This window comes from Niallia circulans, assembly GCF_003726095.1.
Lineage (GTDB): Bacteria > Bacillota > Bacilli > Bacillales > Cytobacillaceae > Niallia > Niallia circulans_A.
In genome coordinates this window covers 3,537,312-3,557,602 of sequence record NZ_CP026031.1, presented here as the reverse complement: position 1 = coordinate 3,557,602, position 20,291 = coordinate 3,537,312, and the positions used below count along the sequence as shown (strand labels likewise).

Annotated in this window: 19 protein-coding genes; 9 read left to right on the top strand and 10 right to left on the bottom strand. The window is 35.3% G+C overall.

Annotated elements, in window-relative coordinates; genetic code table 11:
* Positions 1 to 169: 169 nt before the first annotated feature.
* The 8 genes from C2I06_RS17010 to C2I06_RS16970 all read right to left on the bottom strand — a co-directional run bounded on the left by C2I06_RS17010 (position 170) and on the right by C2I06_RS16970 (position 7,405).
* Positions 170 to 1,552, bottom strand: a complete 1,383-nt coding sequence (locus C2I06_RS17010; RefSeq protein WP_095329544.1) for a HAMP domain-containing histidine kinase — start codon at positions 1,550 to 1,552, stop codon at positions 170 to 172.
* Positions 1,543 to 2,205, bottom strand: coding sequence for a response regulator transcription factor (locus C2I06_RS17005; protein WP_095329545.1), 663 nt, complete (start codon positions 2,203 to 2,205; stop codon positions 1,543 to 1,545). Before C2I06_RS17005 ends, C2I06_RS17010 begins: the two co-directional genes overlap by 10 nt.
* 17 nt (positions 2,206 to 2,222) lie before the next feature.
* Positions 2,223 to 2,987, bottom strand: coding sequence for a lantibiotic immunity ABC transporter MutG family permease subunit (locus C2I06_RS17000; RefSeq protein ID WP_123258497.1), 765 nt, complete (start codon positions 2,985 to 2,987; stop codon positions 2,223 to 2,225).
* A gap of 1 nt (position 2,988) precedes the next feature.
* Positions 2,989 to 3,744: a lantibiotic immunity ABC transporter MutE/EpiE family permease subunit gene (locus tag C2I06_RS16995; protein WP_123258496.1), complete on the bottom strand. Its 756-nt coding sequence runs from the start codon at positions 3,742 to 3,744 to the stop codon at positions 2,989 to 2,991.
* Positions 3,741 to 4,457 carry a lantibiotic protection ABC transporter ATP-binding protein gene (locus C2I06_RS16990; protein ID WP_095329548.1) on the bottom strand — a complete coding sequence of 239 codons (717 nt, stop codon included), beginning with the start codon at positions 4,455 to 4,457 and terminating at the stop codon, positions 3,741 to 3,743. Before C2I06_RS16990 ends, C2I06_RS16995 begins: the two co-directional genes overlap by 4 nt.
* 13 nt (positions 4,458 to 4,470) lie before the next feature.
* Positions 4,471 to 4,965 (bottom strand): NisI/SpaI family lantibiotic immunity lipoprotein, encoded by a 495-nt coding sequence (locus C2I06_RS16985; protein ID WP_095329549.1) that lies wholly within the window; start codon positions 4,963 to 4,965, stop codon positions 4,471 to 4,473.
* A 540-nt stretch (positions 4,966 to 5,505) separates the two neighbouring features.
* Positions 5,506 to 6,663 carry an ABC transporter permease gene (locus tag C2I06_RS16975; protein ID WP_123258495.1) on the bottom strand — a complete coding sequence of 386 codons (1,158 nt, stop codon included), beginning with the start codon at positions 6,661 to 6,663 and terminating at the stop codon, positions 5,506 to 5,508.
* Positions 6,653 to 7,405, bottom strand: a complete 753-nt coding sequence (locus C2I06_RS16970; protein ID WP_095329551.1) for an ATP-binding cassette domain-containing protein — start codon at positions 7,403 to 7,405, stop codon at positions 6,653 to 6,655. The genes C2I06_RS16975 and C2I06_RS16970 overlap by 11 nt, the downstream gene beginning before the upstream one ends.
* Positions 7,406 to 7,639: 234 nt before the next feature.
* Here C2I06_RS16970 and C2I06_RS16965 point away from each other — a divergent pair, with 234 nt between their 5' ends.
* Positions 7,640 to 8,338 carry a LytR/AlgR family response regulator transcription factor gene (locus C2I06_RS16965; RefSeq protein WP_095329552.1) on the top strand — a complete coding sequence of 233 codons (699 nt, stop codon included), beginning with the start codon at positions 7,640 to 7,642 and terminating at the stop codon, positions 8,336 to 8,338.
* A 10-nt stretch (positions 8,339 to 8,348) separates the two neighbouring features.
* Positions 8,349 to 9,347, top strand: a complete 999-nt coding sequence (locus C2I06_RS16960) for a sensor histidine kinase (protein WP_123258494.1) — start codon at positions 8,349 to 8,351, stop codon at positions 9,345 to 9,347.
* Positions 9,348 to 9,571: 224 nt separating this feature from the next.
* On the opposite strand, the gene C2I06_RS16955 is transcribed toward C2I06_RS16960, so the two are convergent.
* Positions 9,572 to 10,774: a phospholipase D-like domain-containing protein gene (locus C2I06_RS16955; protein WP_123258493.1), complete on the bottom strand. Its 1,203-nt coding sequence runs from the start codon at positions 10,772 to 10,774 to the stop codon at positions 9,572 to 9,574.
* Between the two features lie 210 nt (positions 10,775 to 10,984).
* On the opposite strand from C2I06_RS16955, the gene C2I06_RS16950 reads away from it, so the two are divergent.
* The 3 genes from C2I06_RS16950 to C2I06_RS16940 all read left to right on the top strand — a co-directional run bounded on the left by C2I06_RS16950 (position 10,985) and on the right by C2I06_RS16940 (position 13,830).
* A complete protein-coding gene (locus C2I06_RS16950) occupies positions 10,985 to 11,182 on the top strand; it encodes a hypothetical protein (protein WP_095329555.1) in 198 nt (65 codons plus the stop codon).
* A gap of 232 nt (positions 11,183 to 11,414) precedes the next feature.
* Entirely contained in the window at positions 11,415 to 11,984 is a 570-nt protein-coding gene (gene rpoE / locus C2I06_RS16945) for a DNA-directed RNA polymerase subunit delta (RefSeq protein ID WP_095329556.1), read from the top strand.
* A gap of 241 nt (positions 11,985 to 12,225) precedes the next feature.
* Entirely contained in the window at positions 12,226 to 13,830 is a 1,605-nt protein-coding gene (locus tag C2I06_RS16940) for a CTP synthase (RefSeq protein WP_095329558.1), read from the top strand.
* A 96-nt stretch (positions 13,831 to 13,926) separates the two neighbouring features.
* On the opposite strand, the gene C2I06_RS16935 is transcribed toward C2I06_RS16940, so the two are convergent.
* Complete coding sequence (locus tag C2I06_RS16935) at positions 13,927 to 14,457, bottom strand: DUF2529 domain-containing protein (protein WP_095329559.1); 531 nt, start codon at positions 14,455 to 14,457, stop codon at positions 13,927 to 13,929.
* Between the two features lie 193 nt (positions 14,458 to 14,650).
* Between C2I06_RS16935 and C2I06_RS16930 the strand changes: the two genes are divergently transcribed.
* The 4 genes from C2I06_RS16930 to rho all read left to right on the top strand — a co-directional run bounded on the left by C2I06_RS16930 (position 14,651) and on the right by rho (position 20,112).
* Positions 14,651 to 15,013 carry a response regulator gene (locus C2I06_RS16930; RefSeq protein ID WP_095329560.1) on the top strand — a complete coding sequence of 121 codons (363 nt, stop codon included), beginning with the start codon at positions 14,651 to 14,653 and terminating at the stop codon, positions 15,011 to 15,013.
* Positions 15,014 to 15,426: 413 nt separating this feature from the next.
* The gene (locus C2I06_RS16925) at positions 15,427 to 16,284 is read left to right on the top strand and encodes a class II fructose-bisphosphate aldolase (RefSeq protein WP_047940761.1); all 858 of its coding nucleotides are present in this window, start codon (positions 15,427 to 15,429) and stop codon (positions 16,282 to 16,284) included.
* A gap of 523 nt (positions 16,285 to 16,807) precedes the next feature.
* The gene (locus C2I06_RS16920; RefSeq protein WP_095322022.1) at positions 16,808 to 18,094 is read left to right on the top strand and encodes a UDP-N-acetylglucosamine 1-carboxyvinyltransferase; all 1,287 of its coding nucleotides are present in this window, start codon (positions 16,808 to 16,810) and stop codon (positions 18,092 to 18,094) included.
* Between the two features lie 743 nt (positions 18,095 to 18,837).
* Positions 18,838 to 20,112, top strand: coding sequence for a transcription termination factor Rho (gene rho, locus C2I06_RS16915; protein ID WP_095329561.1), 1,275 nt, complete (start codon positions 18,838 to 18,840; stop codon positions 20,110 to 20,112).
* Positions 20,113 to 20,291 lie beyond the last annotated feature (179 nt).

Here is a 20,291-nt window from a genome sequence, read left to right as displayed (position 1 = left end):
ATTCCTATAATACTCTTCAGTCTTTGTAAGATAATATAAGAAATAAATAAAGAGATGATGAAACTGAATATTATATTAGCATTGCTGTCAGCATCGATCATCATCAGCATTTTCATTTGCCTTTATATAGCGCGAAGCATTATAACCCACTTCCAGATAGGGCGTGGGTTTAATGATTTCTATATAAGGGTATTTTCACTCGCACTTCTCCGCCACCCTCTATCGTGTTTCCAAGAGTCAGTTCTCCATTATGGAGATTCACAGCATTTTTTGCGAAGGTCAACCCCATTCCATAATGACCTTTAGACTGACGGGCCTTGTCATCCATGTAAAAAAGTTCTGTTGCTTTTTTTAGCCCGCTTTCCGAAAATCCATTTCCTGTGTCTTTTACAAAAAAGTAAAGAGTATCAGAATCGCATTCCGCATGCACCGAGACAGTCCCATCTTCCGGTGTATAATCAACCGCATTTGTTAAAATATTCAATAACGCCCTATGTAACAGCTGCCAGTCTATTTCCGCCTCTTTCTTGAGATTTTCTTTTTTAAATGAAATAGTTATTTTTTTATTCCCTTTATAGGCGGATATATCTTTCTGCAGAGTTTCTGTCAGCTTATCTATAAAGGCTTTCTCCAAATGAATAGTTAAGGACTCCTCTGTTTTCGAAAGATAAATCAGCTGAGAAATATATTGTTCAATTTGATTTCCTGCTCCAAGAATATACTTTGTATACTCAGCTTGTTCTTCGTTTTGAATAGACAAACTGAGTAATTCAGCATTTCCCTTAATAATGGTAATCGGGATTTTGATATCATGTGCCAAAGCACCAATTTGCTCTTTCTTATTTTTTTCTAACCGCCACTGAGCCTCGAGTGATGACCGAAGAGCATCTCTCATTTCAATTAAGGAGTCAATTACATCGTCAAATTCCTTAATATGTGTAAATTCGGGGGTAAACTGCAAATTTTGCTCTTTTATATATCGAGTAATTACATTCAGTGTTTCAAAATGTATTCTTAATCTATTAGCAAAGTACGTTGTTATAATAGAAATGTCTATAATGAGCAAGACTATCAAAATACTGATACTCGTTAATTCATAATTAGGAAGGTATTTTCTTAATAAAGGTGAGCTAAAATCTGCCCGTAATGAATATTGCAAAATACAATACTCATTTTTTCTTTCTATAACCAAATATCCTTTTTGTTTATAATTAACATACGGTTTTTTTTCAATCTTCTTTTTTACCAGTTTCAGATCTTTTACTTTAATAGTTCCAGCTGTTTTTTGTTTTGTTTCTTTATCAAGGAGGGCAAATGACATCGTATCGGGAATCATATCAGCAGTTATTTTATCTACATGTTCCAGCTTCGGCATAAGTTTCTCTGCTTCTCGTTCATTATAATTTGCTGGATGTGAGAAGCCCATATTCATAGCGATGGTATTCATAAATAAATAGAGTAAAGCAAGTACAATCAAACTAATACATAACGCAGCTATATACTTTATCAGTTCTCTAAGAAGTGTTTTTTGGCCTTTATGATTTATTCCCATTTGTACCCAAAGCCCCATACCGTTTTGATAGGGTCTGCATTATGCTCGTTACATTTTCTGCGAATCGTTCTGATAAACTCCGTAATTGTTGAATACAAGGCATTCCCCTCTAATCCATATATCTCTTCGTAAATTTGTTCTCTTGAAAAAGTTCTCCCTTTATGTTGAGCTAAAAATTCAAATATTTTATATTCATTTTTTGTTAAGTTAAGTTTTTGGTTATTGATAAATACTTCTTTACTATCAAAATGAAATAAAAAACCAGAGATGACTCTTTTCGATTGATGTTTGTCTCTCCGTTCCCTTCTTAAGTGAGCATTAACTCTAGCACTAAGCTCCCTAACGCCGAAGGGCTTTGTAATATAATCATCTCCGCCAGTAATGAGGCCATTGATTATCGCTTCCTCTTCGGTTTTAGCTGTGAGGAATAATATGGGACAATCCACCAAAGGGCGTATCTGTTTACATAGCTCAAAACCGTCAATGTCCGGCATCATAACATCAAGCAAAATTAAATCATATCCTTGAAATAAATCAGGCGGCTGGCCTTTAACACGATCTAAAGTGTCGACTTTATGCTGGTCACGGCGCAAAATGTTTTGTATCAGTGCAAGAATATCTTTTTCATCATCGACAGCAAGGATTTTTGCCATTTCCCGTCCTCCTCATGCTATTCAAATGTTTTTCTGCCTTCCCATCTGTTAAACCATATTAGACCGGCAATGATTATACAGATTGTACCAAAAATCACAATGAATACTCCTGAATTTATTTCATGCATTAATAAAGAATAATTATCTTTTTCTATAAAATGGAGAACCCCATTTAAACCTGATAGTCTAATACTCCAAGCCCAAGGATTATATTTCCATATCGCATCTCCTAATCCAGTATTCATGAGTGCTGTCATAAGCAGGCCTGCTCCGCCTATCAGGACAGAAGCACCCATTCCAAACATACAGCTGATAAAAAAATAAATAACATATAGAATGACACTACCTGCAACCAGCCAGGCAGCACCTGTTATAAAAATATCATAAGACAAATCCGGCACATTTAAAATAAATGTTAATCCCATTATATAAAGGAAAAGCGCTATGCCAATTGAGCAAAGTTCCATGAGAAGAAGCATTAACATTTTACTGGCATAAGCAATAATTTTTGGAGATGTGCCTCCCAGCAACACTTGAAATTTTCCAGCCTGTTCTTCTAAAGATGCGGTCATGCCGCATAAGACCCCTATGAGCAACGGCAATGCAATAGCAATAGCTTCCATAAAAGATTTATACAAGTGAAATTGGCTTTGGTCTCTTCCATAATAATACAGGATTAATACAACTGAACAAACTATAGGGATAATGAAATGCAGCCACATAAAGGAGGTGTGCCTGTTTTTTTGAAAATCAGCTTGTAAACACCTCAAAAGCAGTCTCACTTTACATCGCCCCTTGCTTTTTTATTCTATAATCAATGGAAGAAGCAAACGAACGGCTGGTCAAAAACGCCATTATCAAAAATAATAGTACAGAAATCAATATAGCAGGAGGGACGACCATCCAACTCAACAAAGGATTATTTTTTTCAAGCAACAGACCGTTAGGGTGAATACCTATTGTTGGACACATCATTCGAATTGGCCAGCTCCAAGGAATAAACCACCAAAAAGAGCGAGATGCCGGCATTATACCCAGAATAAATGTTCCTATGAGATTCAACATTACCGCTATCGTAAGACCCCACTTTTTGGCCACAAATAAACAAAGTGGAACCTGCCAAAGGCTTGTTACCCAAAGCAATAAACTTGCGGCAACTGTAGAAAGCGTAACAATGGTAAAATCAGCTATAACGAATCCCATGAGTAACATAAACAATAAAAATACAATTTGAGATAATAACGAATAAATCATAATAATGACAATCTTAGAATACCATAATCTCCCCAAATCAATAGGCAATGAATATGTGCCAGTATAATTAGAGGCTTTTTTTTCTTTTTGATGAGATAATGAACAAAGTAAAGCAATCATCACCGGCATAAAAATAATAGACCACCAGTTAAAAGTACCGGAAACAAAAAATTGATTGTTCATTAAAAAAGAAAAACCTATATTAAGGAGCGGTACAAAGATTATCATTTTTCTAGAAAAAGTCCGCTTAAACTTCAGGTTTTCGGCCTTCATATAATTTATCATTTTTTTACACCCTCTTTTTCACGGCTTGCCTTTACAACTTCCATAAACAAATGCTCTAAATCATCAATTTTATTTATTTCGCCCTGGTATCCAAGGTGACCGCCGATGATAATCCCAATATGATCTGCTATTTGTTCGACTTCTGAAAGGATATGACTAGATAAAATAACGGTTATTCCTTCTTGAGGAAAAGAGCGGATAAGGTCTCTGAGCTCCTGAATACCGATTGGATCAAGCCCGTTCGTAGGTTCATCAAGAATTAATAATTTAGGATGATTTAATAAAGCAATAGCGATTCCCAGTCGCTGCCTCATCCCCATAGAAAACTGGCCTGCTCTTTTCTTACCAGCATGCTGCATATCTACAGTTTTTAGCACACTGTGTATCCGCTCCTCAGATAGGCCCAGCAACGTGGCATGTACTTTTACATTTTCAAATGCTGTTAAATTATCGTAAAGGGGCGGAGCTTCTATTAAAGATCCAATATTTTGCAAATCAGAACGTTTCCATTTATGTCCGTCGAAGAAAACCTCACCAGAAGTCTTCCGTAAAATTCCTGTCAAAATTTTTAGTGTTGTTGATTTCCCAGCTCCATTTGGTCCAAGTAGACCATAAATACTGTTTTTCTGAACAGTTAGTGAAACATCTGAAACAGCTGTTTCTTTGCCAAACTTTTTTGTAAGACTTTTGGTTTCTAATAAGGCTGTACTCATGTCACACCCTCCCTTATTCCTTTTCATTCTTAATCAAAACTGCCCGATAATACTCACGATTAAACTCCACAATGATTTCATCTTCGGCATTGGAATCCTCGTTTGCACTGTAAACCTTCCCATAGCGTAAAGGTTTTTTCTCTTTGATTTCATCAGGGTCTAGAGAGAGATACGGTTCTTTCAGTTCTTCTTCTGACCATCTCTTTCCATCGCTATCTACAAAGAAAGTTTTGCCTATTGCCCCTATGACTTTTCCTTTTTTGTCTTCATCAACTTTTTCTTTCAGCTGATAAAGTTTTTCGTTGTAGACCACTTGATCGAGTTTTCCCTTATCAATCAACCTCTCCATTGTTTCAGCTGTTTCGTTTTCGTTACCCTCAGTAAAATGCATTGTTTTTTTTGTTTCTTCCATTGTTTTATCTTTAAACTTTGTTAATGATTGACATGCAGATAACATAAATAAAACAATAATACAGCCTGAAATGTTTATACATCTTTTTAAAAACATATACATCACCTCAATCTTATGACTTTTCCCCCTGTGCGTGTCTATGTGGGATGTTGATTATTTTAGAATACTTTTATCAAAATTTAATCAAGATACATTTCTAACTGGAAACTAAAAACATTTGGGCTACTGGCAATACGATCAACTTGTCCAATAAATAATCTTTAAGGTTATACAATTTTAATTCTTTAAAACAAAAATTATGTGGAGTGAATAACTGATATTCAAGATTTTCTTTCCTGCACTGCCTGTTTCCAAAGTATAAAAAATTCCTGCTGTCCAATTTTCAAGAAATAAAATAGAAAAGTGACTGGAATCGTCAAGTAAGGGCAGTGAGACTTTGGATTCGATGACATCAAAAACGTAATTAAAAGTATAGAAAATAGATTTTTTAGGAACGGAAGGGGGAGGAAGTGCCTGTAGAAGAGAAACAGGGAATGTATATTTATAAACTAAGACAAACCCCTAATTACTGAATTAGGAGTTTGTCGACAGTCTGGAGTTCCTTTGTATATCTTATCAAAGGAACATTCATGCTGCTTAATTAATAACCCATTTATCCTTCAAAAATAGCATTCTGCCAATCAAAAATGAAATAATGATAAAGACTAAATTAGATCCTAGGGTAAGAAGCAAATGCTGATAGATTATTTCCCCGAATATTAACTCCTTTAAAGTGCTAAATACATTAACAAAAGGAATAATAAAATGGTTAGTAGTTAATTCATTTATTCCAGTAGTTGATAAGAGCATCATTGGAAAAATAGTCAGAAGCAGTATCGGCGTGCTATAACTTTGAGCCTCTTTAATCGTTTTACCAATAATACTAGTAATCATAAGCAAGGAAGCAATTAACATAGAGTAAATAATCGTCATAACCAAAGCGAATACGATAATTAATGCAAAATTATTATGCACAGGAACAGCATTCTTCAAGTTTTCCGTAAAAAAGGCAATTTCAAGCACAACTACCAGCAAAGTGATCAAACCAGTTAAAACCCCGATAGTAGTGATTGTTAACCATTTAGAAATAACTAAAGTTGAACGCTTTACGGGAGTCATTAATAATGCCTCCATTGTTTTCTTTTCTTTTTCTCCTGCAAACAGATCTGCAGCGGCAGGAGAAGCGCCGATTCCTAAAGCTAATGATAGGATTAATGGAATAAGCATAGCGACTAAATTAATGGTTGGGTCCTCTGCAGAAATTTCTTGCTGTTCAATAGAGAAAGGCTGCACAACCGTACTTTCGACACCTGCTTCATTTAACCGTTCTGTTACCACCGTCTTTTCGTATTCATTTAATGCATTCATAACAATTGAAAGTAATGTAGAAGATTTTTCACTAAAAGAATCTCCAATGAGAACGATATTGGTATTTTCTCCTTTGCTGAGTTTTTCGCTAAAATCATTCTCTATCAGAATGGCAGCTTGTGCATCTCCGTCTTTTACCATTTTTTCGGGATTATCAGCAGCTACTAATTCAATGTTTGTATAAACAGCTAAATTTGCTTGCATCTCTTCATTTATATTTGTTGGAATGGCTAATTGGTAGGTGTCTCCTTCATCACTAGATACTAACTTTTCATAAAAGAGGGTTAAGCCTGTCATCATAATAATCGGTAAGAAAACGGTAAGTAATAATGTTCGTCTATCACGAAATGAATCCTTTAATTCTTTCAAAAATAATTTAAATAGCATATGTGTTTCCTCCTCTAACTAATTTGCTCATAAAGATGTAGTTTAGGTCCTTGCTGCCTTCCGCTTTGTATAAATCGTCAAGCTTTCCATGATAGACAAGCTCTCCTTTATGTATCATTGCAACGCTATCACATAGCATCGCAACTTCCTCCATAATGTGGCTGGAAAATAAAATGGTTTTCCCTTCTCTTTTTAATTGATGAACAAGCTGACGGAATACATTTGAAGCAGTAATATCCAAGCCTGTTGTAGGTTCATCAAAGAGAATAATTTCGGGGTCATGAATAATCGTTCGGGCAATAGCCACTTTTTGTCTCATTCCTTTAGAGAATCCGCCAACTTTTCGATCTAAATAATCTCGCATCCCAAACATTCTTGAAAGCTCATCGATTCTAACCTTTGTTTCATGTTTTCCTAATCCATATAGATTGGCAAAGTACTCTAGATTCTCTCTTGCAGTTAATCGCTCATAAAGACCAGTTTCTCCACCGAATAGAACACCAATTTTTTGTTTAATTTCATTGGGGTTTTTCTTTGTATCATATTGATCAACCGTTATAGTTCCTTCTGTTGGTTGGATAAGGGTGGCAATAGAACGTAGAAGCGTTGTCTTGCCTGCTCCATTCTCTCCAAGTAAAGCAATGGTTTCTCCTTTTTGTATGGAAAATGACACGTGTTTAAGGGCTGTTACAGAAGTTTTTTTATCTTGAAATTTTTTAGTTACCGTTTGAATCGTTATCATACTCTTTCACCTCGTATTGGTTTCGTTACATTTATCATAATTGGAGAGCCTCTTTTTTTCTGCCATTATGTCACGAAAATGGCTTATCATGTCGTGAAAAGGGAAGATGTCGCATATAGGAATACTTGTGGGGATGGAAAATGCGGTGAAACCCATCCGAACGTAGAGAAATCATGGTAAAATAAAAAGGGTAATTTCTGTCAGTATTTGTGGGGATGAAGGGAGAAAGAAGAGTTGAGAGTTGGTTTAGTAGATGACCGTATGATTGATCTAGATAAATTAATAGGCATTGTTTCCGGTATTCCTGATGTTGAGATTATCTTCTCAACGATATCGGCGGAAGAAGCTTATACGGAAATAAAAAAAGAAAGCATTGATTTATTAATTGCGGATATTGAAATGCCAGGTTTATCGGGATATGAATTAGCGGACATTATTCATTCTCATGCTTTGAATATTTTGGTCATCTTTGTAACAGGTACTAGTGGCTATGCTGTTCATGCCTTTGAACTGAATGTCCATGACTATATTATGAAGCCTTATAATAAGGAGCGTCTTACTCAATCGGTACAGCGAGCGTTAGAAAAGACAAAGTCTACAGAGATTGCAGGAAGACTTTATATTAAACAAAAGAGTGAAATTCACATTATCCAAAAGAAGGATATTGTTTTTATTGAACGATCCGGAAGGTCAACAACCATTTATACTAAAGCCGAAGCGATCAAAACATATCAAACGCTAAATGAATTAGAGGGAGAGCTGAGAGAAAGAGATTTTATACGCTCCCATCGATCTTTTATTATAAACATTCATTATGTTAAAAATTTTTCTCTTTATGCAAAGAACTCTTATGCTGTAGCATTCGAAGGATTAGAGGAAAAGGCAATGATTACAAAGGAAAAAGTAGATTTTCTTCAGGAAAATTACTTTTAAAGAGGTATATATGATTAATAATAACCATTTTTATTGGCTGCTTATTGCTGTTTATAGCACCATACATAGCAAAAGAGTAATCGACCACGTAAGTTTTTCGGTGCAAGCATATTGGATCTTTGCATTCTTTGTGGGGATATGCTTTGTTCTTTCGAAATATTTACATGCAGATAAAGCTGTTATTACTTCCAGAATAGAAGTTCTCTTTTGGCTTGTACAATCATTGGTTTTGCTTTTGCATATTCAAGTTGCATTCACATACTGGAATATATTATTCCTTCTGTTGTTCGTACTAATCGAAATAGTGCGGTTTATGATTGGAGCAAAAATTTTTTCACTGCAACAGGCAAAAGAGTCCTATGAGAAGGAGATAAGCCAATATAATGAACTTTTTCAAGTAGTGCGCAGCGAAAGACATGATTTTCTAAAGCATATTTCAGCAGTGCATTTTATGCTGGAAAAAGAGGGTTCCTCCCATGCTAAATCTTATTTAGACGAATTGGTAGAAGGATATGAAGAAACAAATCTATCTATAAAAGGGGAAAGTGGATCTGTAGCTTCTGTCTTACATAGAGTTTATAAGCAGGCGGTCCAGGAAAATATCGCGCTAAAATATGATTTTGATATCCCTTTATCAACGTTGCCGATGAAAGAAAAGGATATCGTCGGTTTAGTAGGGAATTTATTGTCTAATAGCTTAGAAGCAAGTCGAGAATGGCAGCAAAAGTATCGACGAGAGCCCCATATTATTATTCGGCTCTCCAAAAGAAGTGGGCTTTACTTACTGACATGCAAAAATGACTGCTTGCCTATTCCAGTTTCCATCTTAGACTCTTTATATAAGAAATTTGGTAAGTCGACGAAGAAGGGGAAAGAACGTGGATATGGAACAAGAATCATCCTTGATATCGTGAAGAAGCATCATGGCTATCTTGATTACACCTATAAGGAGGAATCATTTTTTGTCAAAATAAAAATACCAGTCATAAAAAACAGCAACGATGATTAATTGGATATTGGTTGCAAATCCGAAGCAGCTTAGGTGTAGCACCATGAAAAGTCCGTCTGCGGGAAATACCTACAAGTAATTCTTTTTTTAATAAAGACCCAAACAGTCGCAAGATGTTTTATTACTTCTTCGTATAATTGTTTGGGTTTATGTTTGTTGGAATACTTATGTCCTGGGCATGTCTATGCAAATCGTCTAGGATAGTTCCGTAATCGCTAATCCATTTATAGAAATGGAGCGAAAAGGCGGGCTATCCATTCTTTTAGCTTACTTCTGATTGTGATAGTATCTAAACCTTCAAGCGATAACTCCTTTGCCTGCTGTAAATCTTCTGTTGTAATCTTGTTCATTCTTTCTATAAAGCCTTTGTCGTAGATACAACAATTTAACTCATGATTTAAAAAGATGCTCCGTCTATCAAAGTTGGCTGAACCAATAATAATAATTTCATTATCAATGTTAATTAATTTACCATGAAAAAAACCATTCATATACTGATAAACACTTGCTCCATGTGCAATCAATGTACGTAAATATGGAAAGGAGGCCTCTTTGACTAACAAGTGATCTGCCTTATCAGGTATAAGGATGGTAATGGAAATATTTCTATGTAATGCTCTTAGTAACTCCTTTGTTATTTGTTTACTAGGTATAAAATAAGGAGTGGTAATTAGAAGAGAACTTTTGCAGTTTTTTATGACATGACAGACTATTTCCTCTAAATAAACCCCTTGTGTAGGAATTATTTGATGTCTAGATTCTCCCTTTTTTTGCAGGGGAAAATATACACGATTTTGCAGTAAATTTATCTTAGAAGCTTTTAACCAATCCATTAAAAATTCTCGTTGTAAGTCATCGACCCCTTCACCAATCAATTTAAGATGATAGTCACGCCAAGGGCTCAATTTATAATTAGCATGAATATAATCCTTGCCAATATTAAAGCCCCCCATAAAACCAACCTTACCATCGATAATAGCAATTTTTCGGTGGTTTCTAACCTGCAAGGAATAAAAAAGATAAGGGAAAATTGGAAGCTGACAAAATGCAAACTGAACGCCGGCCTTTTTTAATTTTGCCCTAACCTTTTTTCTTATTTTATAACTTCCTAACCAATCTAAAATAAGTCGCACTTCCACTCCTTCATGTGCTTTTGTTTTTAAAAGATTGAGAAACTCGTTGGAAATACTGTCTGTTTTAATAGTATAGAAAAGAATATGGACATGTTCAGCAGCCTCTTCAATTGCTTGAAAAAGGGCTGGAAATAGTTCTGTACCGTCCGAGTAAATGTGAAAGTCACTATATCTAAAAGGATGATTTTTTCGATTGCTTTTTTTTTGCTGAGCTCTCTTTCCTAATTGAAAGTCCAGGTAAAGAAGGAAAATAAGTATGGCAATAATGCTTAGGATAATCAGGAATGTCTTCATTCATAATGCCCTCCTTAGAAGGATAGTATTGCCGATATTCCCTTCTTTTCATACCTTGCTTGGTCATGTCCGTAAGAGATTGCTATTCACCAAAAATACAATAGATAATGGAAGAGAGAAGAAAAAATAGCGTTTAGACTTGCGTGCCCCTTGATAGAATCGTTATCCTAGAAGTAAGAATATTCTACATTTAGTTGGGGTGGATTAACAGTGCGGAAATTATGGATATGGCTGGGAATGCCTGTATATATAGTGGTGTTTTCTTTCCTTTATAAGCACCAATTAGGTTCCATTGGCTTCTTTCTTTTATCCCTTCTGTTTTTTAAACTAGCTAAGAATAAACACTCAAAAATAACGGGAAAAGAGAAGGAAAACTTTTATTTTGAAGAAAAGTTAAATAAACCTTAACTAGAACTAGCATATTCACCTAAAATTTGTTTATAATGGAGAATATGTATTTTTACTATTTTAGTTAGAGTTCTTTTCAAAAGGCTTTAAAATAGGTTAGAGGATTTATTGCAGAATGGTCAACAAAAGCATAAAAAAATAATAAACTCCCGAAAAGTGAAACTTCCACCTGAATTTCGGTCCGAGCTTTCAGGAAAGGGATAAGAGTAGATAAGAAAGGAAGTGCGAAAGAATGAGTATTGATAAATACACTCAAGAAGAACTAAAAGAAATGTCGCTAATTGATGTAGCACATGAAATTATGAATGGTGGTAAAACACCTTATGCATTTAATGAACTAATGGATCAAGTAGCAAAATTAGTTGGGTTAAGTGAAGAAGAGGTTAATGAAAAAATAGCACAATTATATACAGATGTTAATATTGATGGTCGCTTCTTATCATTAGGAGACAATCGTTGGGGACTTCGTTTATGGTACCCTGTAGATAAATCAGAAGAAGATGTCGTAACAGTTACAAAACCGAAGAAGAAGAAAGCGAAAAAAGCTGTTGATGATGACTTCGATGATTTTGATAGCCTTGATGAGGATGACGATTTTGATGACTTTGATGCTGATCTAGATGACGAAGAGCTTCTAGATGAGGATGAGGATTTAGATGAAGAAGATGATGATCTATTAGATGACGATTTGTCGGAAGAAGATGATGATTTCGATGAAGATTATGAAATCGATGACGATGAGCTAGATGAGGATGAAGAGGAAGAAGACGACGAATTTGATGACGAGGATGAGGATAAATAATCTCCTAGTCTTGACATTTATAGTCGTTGCTAGTAAAATCTTTTTTGGGCTCCTTAAAAAGAGGAACGAACTAAATTCGCTAAATATAGCGCTCCCTTACTTTTAGAAAGTAAGTGGAGCGCTTTTTATTTTTTAGTAAAGAAAGTAAATAGCAATCGTTTCATACCCCTCTAAAAAAATTAGTTAATTCGTCTTAAATAAAGAGGAATTGGAGCAAACTTAAATCAAGGGGGATAATATAATGACAAAATATATTTTTGTAACAGGTGGAGTAGTATCTTCACTCGGAAAAGGTATTACAGCAGCATCACTAGGACGCTTGCTGAAAAATCGTGGTGTAAGTGTAACGATTCAAAAGTTTGACCCGTATATCAATGTGGATCCTGGTACAATGAGTCCATATCAGCATGGAGAAGTGTTTGTAACAGATGATGGCGCAGAAACAGACTTAGACTTAGGTCACTATGAGCGTTTTATTGATATCAATTTAACGAAATATAACAATGTGACAACAGGAAAAATCTATTCTACTGTATTAAGAAAAGAACGTAGAGGAGATTATCTTGGTGGAACAGTGCAAGTAATTCCGCACATTACAAATGAAATCAAAGAACGTGTATTTAGAGCTGGTCGTGAAACAAATGCAGATGTAGTAATTACAGAAATTGGCGGAACGGTTGGAGACATTGAATCTTTACCATTCTTAGAAGCTATTCGTCAAATTAAAAGTGATATTGGTCGTGACAATGTTATGTACATTCATTGTACATTGGTACCATACATCAAAGCTGCAGGGGAAATGAAAACTAAACCAACACAACATAGTGTAAAAGAGCTACGCAGCTTAGGAATTCAGCCAAATGTGATTGTAGTAAGAACAGAAAAACCTATTTCTGAAGATATGAAGGATAAAATTGCTTTATTCTGTGATATAGACAATAAATCTGTTATTGAATGTCGTGATGCAGATACACTTTATACTATTCCGTTAGCTCTTCAAGAGCAAAATCTTGATCAAATCGTATGTGACCATTTAAAGCTTAAATGCCAAGAAGCAGATATGACAGAATGGATTGAACTAGTAGATCGCGTTCGTCATCTTTCTAAAACAACAAAAATTGCCCTTGTTGGTAAATATGTTGAATTACAAGATGCTTATATTTCTGTAGTAGAAGCATTAAAGCACGCCGGGTATGCATATGATGCTGACATTGAGATCGATTGGATTAATGCAGAGCAGGTAACGAAAGAAAACGTGCAAGAAATATTACAAGATGCAGATGGAATTCTCGTACCAGGTGGATTCGGAGACCGTGGTGTGGAAGGAAAAATTCTTGCAACGCAATATGCACGCGAACAGAAGGTTCCTTTCTTTGGGATTTGCTTAGGTATGCAGGTAGCATCTATCGAATTTGCTCGTAATGTTTTAGGGTGGAATGATGCTCATTCTTCTGAAATTAACGAAGCAACAACACATCCAGTTATTGACCTTCTGCCAGAACAGAAGGATGTGGAAGATTTAGGTGGAACACTTCGCTTAGGTTTATATCCATGTAAATTAAAAGAAGATACAAGAGCGTATGAAGCATATCAAGACGAGGTAATCTATGAGAGACATCGTCATCGTTATGAGTTCAATAATCAATATCGTCAAGAGATGGAAAATGCAGGATTTGTATTCTCAGGAACTAGCCCAGATGGCCGTTTAGTGGAAATTGTTGAATTAAAAGATCATCCTTGGTTTGTTGCTTCTCAATTCCACCCAGAATTTATCTCGAGACCAACTCGCCCGCAACCTCTTTTCCGTGAGTTTGTCGGTGCATCTATCCGCTTAGCAGAAAAATAAAATTTTGGCGAACTTAAAAAAAGAGGCTATTCCATTTATTTGGAAAAGCCTCTTTTTGTAATGTTTTCTAACGTTTAGTGTAATGGTAATTCTTTTTTATAAATCATATTCTTTCAAAATTTCATCAGTGGTAAATTTAATGCCATGATAAATAAAAAGAGCAACAATTAACGATGGATAGCCATATCGCTTTCCTTCATCGTCAGGCAATAAGCCTTTAGAAAGTCTTAAGTCGATAGAAACATCTGCAAAGTCTACCAGTGATTCAATATCAGGATTGGTAATAGAACAGATGGAAATAAAAGGAACTTGAGCATCGTATAGTTGTTTAGCAAATGTGTTTATTTCTTCCTCTTCATTTGTTCGAGCAAAAAGAATAAACCGATCGTTTGAGGTAATAGATTCAAGCGATGCATTTGCCCATTTTTCTGTATTTAGCATCGGCTCCATCCCAGTTGTAGCCTCTGCTATCACTCCTGCCATTTCATTTGTTGCATAGATATAAACCTTTCCGTCACTGACAATGGCTTGGGCTAATAGTCTTGAGCTGTCTTCGATTGCTTCCTCTTCTTTCTCATGCAATCTTTTAAATAACCCACTTAGTTGAGTGGAAAACATTTTAAGCAAGTGGAAAACCTCCATTTTATTAAATTAAAACAGTAATTTGCTTCATATAGTAGATAATTATAATTAAATTGAAGGAAAAGGTAAAATTTAAGGGGATTAGCAGGAAAAGTCGAGTAAATAGTAGAAAAAGATAAAGTATGATAAAAACGAGAGAATACATACATATAACTTGAGTTAGAAGGGAAGGTTCCTTATGAAAGGGAAAATATTAATTGTTGATGATCAATTCGGCATTAGAATCCTTTTGAATGAAGTTTTTCAAAAGGAAGGATATAAGACATTCCAAGCTGCAAATGGAAATCAGGCGTTAGAAATTGTGACAAGAGAATCACCTGATTTAGTGCTGCTTGATATGAAAATTCCAGGAATGGATGGAATTGAAATATTAAAACGAATGAAAAAGCTTAATCAGGATATTCGTGTGATTATCATGACAGCTTATGGAGAACTAGATATGATTCAAGAAGCGAAGGACCTCGGTGCCCTAACGCATTTTGCTAAACCGTTTGATATTGATGATCTGAGAGAGGCTGTTAAGAAGTACATTAATTATTAATCGCCATATTTTATACATATTTATTAGCCAGCCAGTTCCTATATGTTTTCCCTTAACCCGAAAAATGTAGTTTCTGTTTTGAAGCTATTGGTTTTCGAAAACTAGATCTGTGATATTTTTTACTAAGCCATCATGGACCATATTTTCAATACCTATTCTATAGTTTATAAGTGGATTTAGAATTAAAGTGCTTTCATTCGACAAAAAGTCTACTAATTTGTGACAAAATAGAAAAAAAAGCTTGAACGATAGCATTTCTTGATTTATTTTGGTATGATTACAATTGAGTTTTTAAATGGAATGATTCGTTTTGTTTTACTTGAGGTATTATATACATATTCAACTTTCCTTTGGGAAATTTAATAAAGATTCTCTTGTAAAAAAGAACGATCATTAAATAAGGAGGAAGAAATATGCCTTTAGTTTCAATGAAAGACATGTTAAACAAAGCAAAAGCAGAAGGCTATGCTGTTGGTCAATTTAACTTAAATAATCTTGAGTTTACTCAAGCAATTCTTCAAGCTGCAGAAGAAGAAAAATCTCCAGTTATTCTTGGAGTTTCTGAAGGTGCAGGCCGCTATATGGGTGGCTTCAAAACTGTTGTAAAAATGGTTGAAGGTTTAATGGAAGACTATAACATCACAGTTCCTGTTGCTATTCATTTAGATCACGGTTCAAGTTTCGAAAAATGTAAAGAAGCAATCGATGCTGGCTTTACATCTGTAATGATCGATGCTTCTCACCATCCATTTGATGAGAACGTTGAAATTACTTCTAAAGTAGTAGAATATGCACATGCTAAAGGTGTTTCTGTAGAAGCAGAACTTGGTACTGTTGGTGGACAAGAAGATGACGTTGTAGCTGAAGGTGTAATTTATGCTGATGCTAACGAATGTGTTGAACTTGTTAAACGTACTGGCATTGACACTTTAGCTCCTGCTTTAGGATCTGTTCACGGTCCTTACAAAGGTGAGCCTAACTTAGGTTTCAAAGAAATGGAAGAAATCGGTAACTTAACTGGTTTACCATTAGTATTACACGGTGGTACTGGTATCCCAACTAAAGATATCACAAAAGCTATTTCTTTAGGAACAGCTAAAATCAACGTTAACACTGAAAACCAAATTGCTTCTGCAAAAGCAGTTCGCGAAACATTAGCTGCTAAACCAGAAGAATACGATCCACGTAAATACTTAGGACCTGCTCGTGATGCGATTAAAGCAACTGTAATCGGCAAAATCAAAGAATTTGGTTCTTCTAATAAAGCATAATTTTATTTGTAGGAAAGAGAGGATATCTTTTTAGGGGCAGACCCTTAAAGGATATCCTTTTTTTTATGGCATTCTTCAAAAAAAGCTGTTTTTGGAAGGGGGGAAAGGTAATATCTTCAAATAATTGCGTAGGTAAATATTTCGAAAATAACTTCCCTATTTATATTCCAAAAGGTTACTAGCAATCATCAAGCGAGCGGTTTCAGTTGATTTGTGAATTACCAAGGGATATCATGACTTGTTTATGGAAAAAGCGTATATGAAAGTGGAAGATTATAGTAAAAGAAAGTTGTCGATGAATTGGTTCCAAGTATCAGGACTCCTTATATAGGTAATACTAAAAATGTTTGTACTTTGTTAACACAATAGAACGTAAAGTTCATACATATATACTTTTCCATTGAGTCTTAATATTTGGTATAATAAGTAACAGTAATTCAAACAAGATTCTACATCCAAGCCTCATCTTGATTAACTTATAGCAGAATTCGTACTTTTGCATTGGCTTAGAAGGGAGCTAGAAATGGAAAAACTTATGATTGCAGGTGGATCACCTTTAAAAGGAACGGTTAGAGTGAGTGGTGCAAAAAATAGTGCAGTGGCACTTATTCCAGCAACCATTTTAGCTGAATCTCCCGTTACAATTGAGGGACTGCCTGACATTTCAGATGTTCAGATATTAAAAGAGATTATGGAAGAGTTAGGTGGAACGGTATCTATATCAGAGTCTGATATAACAATTGATCCCTCTTCTATGATTTCTATGCCTATGCCGAATGGGAAGGTAAAAAAATTGCGTGCTTCTTATTATTTAATGGGAGCCATGCTAGGACGATTTAAAAAGGCGGTAATTGGCTTACCTGGTGGCTGTCATCTAGGACCAAGACCGATAGATCAGCATATTAAAGGATTTGAAGCACTTGGTGCACAGGTTACAAATGAACAAGGAGCCATTTATCTTCGGGCAGATGAGTTAAGGGGAGCAAGAATTTACTTAGATGTAGTAAGCGTAGGGGCAACAATTAATATTATGCTTGCAGCAGTACGAGCAAAAGGGAAAACCATCATTGAAAATGCAGCTAAAGAACCGGAAATTATTGATGTGGCAACACTTTTAACCAATATGGGAGCGAAAATAAAAGGTGCAGGGACTGATGTGATTCGGATTGAAGGGGTAGATCATCTTCATGGTTGCCGTCATACTATTATTCCGGATCGTATCGAGGCAGGTACGTATATTATTATTGGAGCAGCGGTTGGAGATGGTGTGCTTGTGGATAATGTAATCCCCCAACATTTAGAGTCTTTAATTGCGAAATTAAGAGAGATGGGAGTCTCGATAGAATCAAGTGATGAACAAGTGTTTATCAGCTCCAATAATTCTTTGAAACCAGTAGATATAAAAACACTTGTATATCCTGGGTTTCCAACAGATCTTCAGCAGCCATTCACATCCCTTTTAACAAAGACAAATGGTACAAGTATGGTTACAGATACAATTTACGGTGCTAGATTTAAACATATTGATGAGCTGCGTCGAATGAATGCCACAATAAAAGTAGAGGGACGATCTGCCATTATTAATGGTCCAGTTCATTTGCAAGGTGCCAAAGTAAAAGCAAGTGACTTACGTGCTGGTGCCTCCTTAGTAATAGCAGGGCTAATGGCAGATGGAGTGACAGAAATTACAGGTCTTGAGCATATTGATAGAGGGTACAGCCATATAGTAGAAAAACTTACTGGTTTAGGGGCGACAATATGGCGAGAAAAGATGACCGAAGAGGAATATGAACAAATAAATAATGGCTAATCAATTGTGAACTAGTACAGCGCCGTGTTATTCGAATCATGTGTTGAACCTTTTTCTAGTTATTAGCCAATATAGGATAGCAGGGGAGGAAGTTCCCTCTGTTCTAAATTCATTAATAACTTTTTGGAAAAAGAAAATAAGTCTAGATAAATTATTTATACGTATTTTAAAAGCAGATTTTTGCTACTAAAGGCATGTAGGGACCATCCTTTTAAATTTGTTTATGAAAGAATAAATGTCCTCCAATACGGGAATATTCATTAAGCTTCCTCCATACCTTCCTTTTCGAAAGACCCTAAAAAAGAAGGATGAAAAACGAAACTTCATCCATATTCTGCTTCCATTATGGAGTGAACAAGTGTTGGTAAAAAAATTCTTGTTGCACATTTTTCGTAGATGGAGGTAAAATAGAGATTGCTTTTAATTGATTCTCGTCGAAGCTAATAGAAACATGAAGGATAAAATAAAAACTCCTCTTAAGATAAATTTATATTCAAATCACGGCTCCTTCCGCTTTATTGAAAGACAGCCATTCTTATGAAAAAGTTATAAGAAAATGAAAGTATACGATTTATCGATAGCTGGAGAAGAAGCAGGATTCTTCTTTTCCATCCTTCACTTTAATTATTTCTCGCATCAAAATTTCTCTTCAAAAAAGCTTTCGCCTCAAACAGAAGAATAACCTTCCCACATTTCGAAATAAATGGTAGGGATAACTGAAAATATAAAAGAGTGGTGTAAAAATGGGATTAAATATATCTAGTTTAGAAAATATGAAATTAAAAGAGCTGTATGAATTAGCTCGCGAATATAAAGTTGCCTATTACAGTAAGTTAACTAAAAAGGAACTGATTTTTTCCATCTTAAAAGCAAGAGCAGAGCAAGAAGGCTATTTCTTCATGGAAGGCGTTCTAGAGATTATTCAGTCAGAAGGATTTGGCTTCTTAAGACCGATTAATTATTCTCCAAGTTCACAAGATATTTATATCTCAGCATCTCAAATTAGAAGATTTGATTTGAGAAATGGAGATAAAGTTTCAGGGAAAGTTCGCCCGCCTAAAGAAAACGAAAGATACTTTGGCTTACTTCAAGTAGAAGCTGTTAACGGAGACGATCCAGAGTCAGCGAAAGAAAGAGTTCATTTTCCAGCCTTAACACCTCTATACCCGAATCGTCAAATACATTTAGAAACAACACAGAGAAATGTATCTACTAGAATAATGGATGTGTTAGCTCCTGTTGGCTTTGGACAACGTGGTCTGATTGTAGCTCCTCCTAAAGCAGGTAAGACAATGCTGATTAAGGAAATAGCAAATAGTATTACAACAAATCATCCAGAGGCAGAGCTGATTGTTTTACTCATTGATGAAAGACCTGAAGAAGTAACAGATATTGAAAGATCTGTAAGTGGAGACGTTGTTAGCTCAACATTTGATGAAGTTCCCGAAAATCATATTAAAGTTGCTGAATTAGTATTAGAAAGAGCAATGCGTCTTGTGGAACATAAACGTGATGTTATTATCTTGATGGATAGTATCACAAGATTAGCACGTGCATATAACCTAGTCATTCCTCCAAGTGGAAGAACTTTATCGGGAGGAATTGATCCAGGGGCATTCCATAGACCAAAACGATTCTTCGGTGCTGCACGTAATATCGAAGAAGGCGGTTCTTTAACGATATTGGCTACAGCATTAGTTGATACTGGTTCACGTATGGACGATGTTATTTATGAAGAATTTAAAGGAACAGGTAATATGGAGCTTCATTTAGATCGTGCATTAGCAGAAAGAAGAATATTCCCTGCTATTGATATTAGACGCTCTGGAACACGGAAAGAAGAACTATTGATTCCTAAAGAACATTTAGACAAGCTATGGGCTATTCGTAAGTCAATGTCTGATTCACCAGACTTTGCTGAAAAGTTCTTAAGAAAATTAAGACAAACGAAAAGCAATGAGGATTTCTTTGCGATCCTTGGTGAACAAATGAAAGCAGGAACTGCTAAACGTTCCTAAATATATAGAAGTGATTTTAAATAGTTTATTTCTATGATGGAAAGCTTTCAGTATTTTTCAATATTTGGTAATTAATGCATGGTTAATAGTGTTGCAAAACAAGAATGTACTTGTTATAATATAATCAATGTGTTTTACAATTACAGTGTCTAAGCACTGTTTTAGAACTCTGTTTCGAA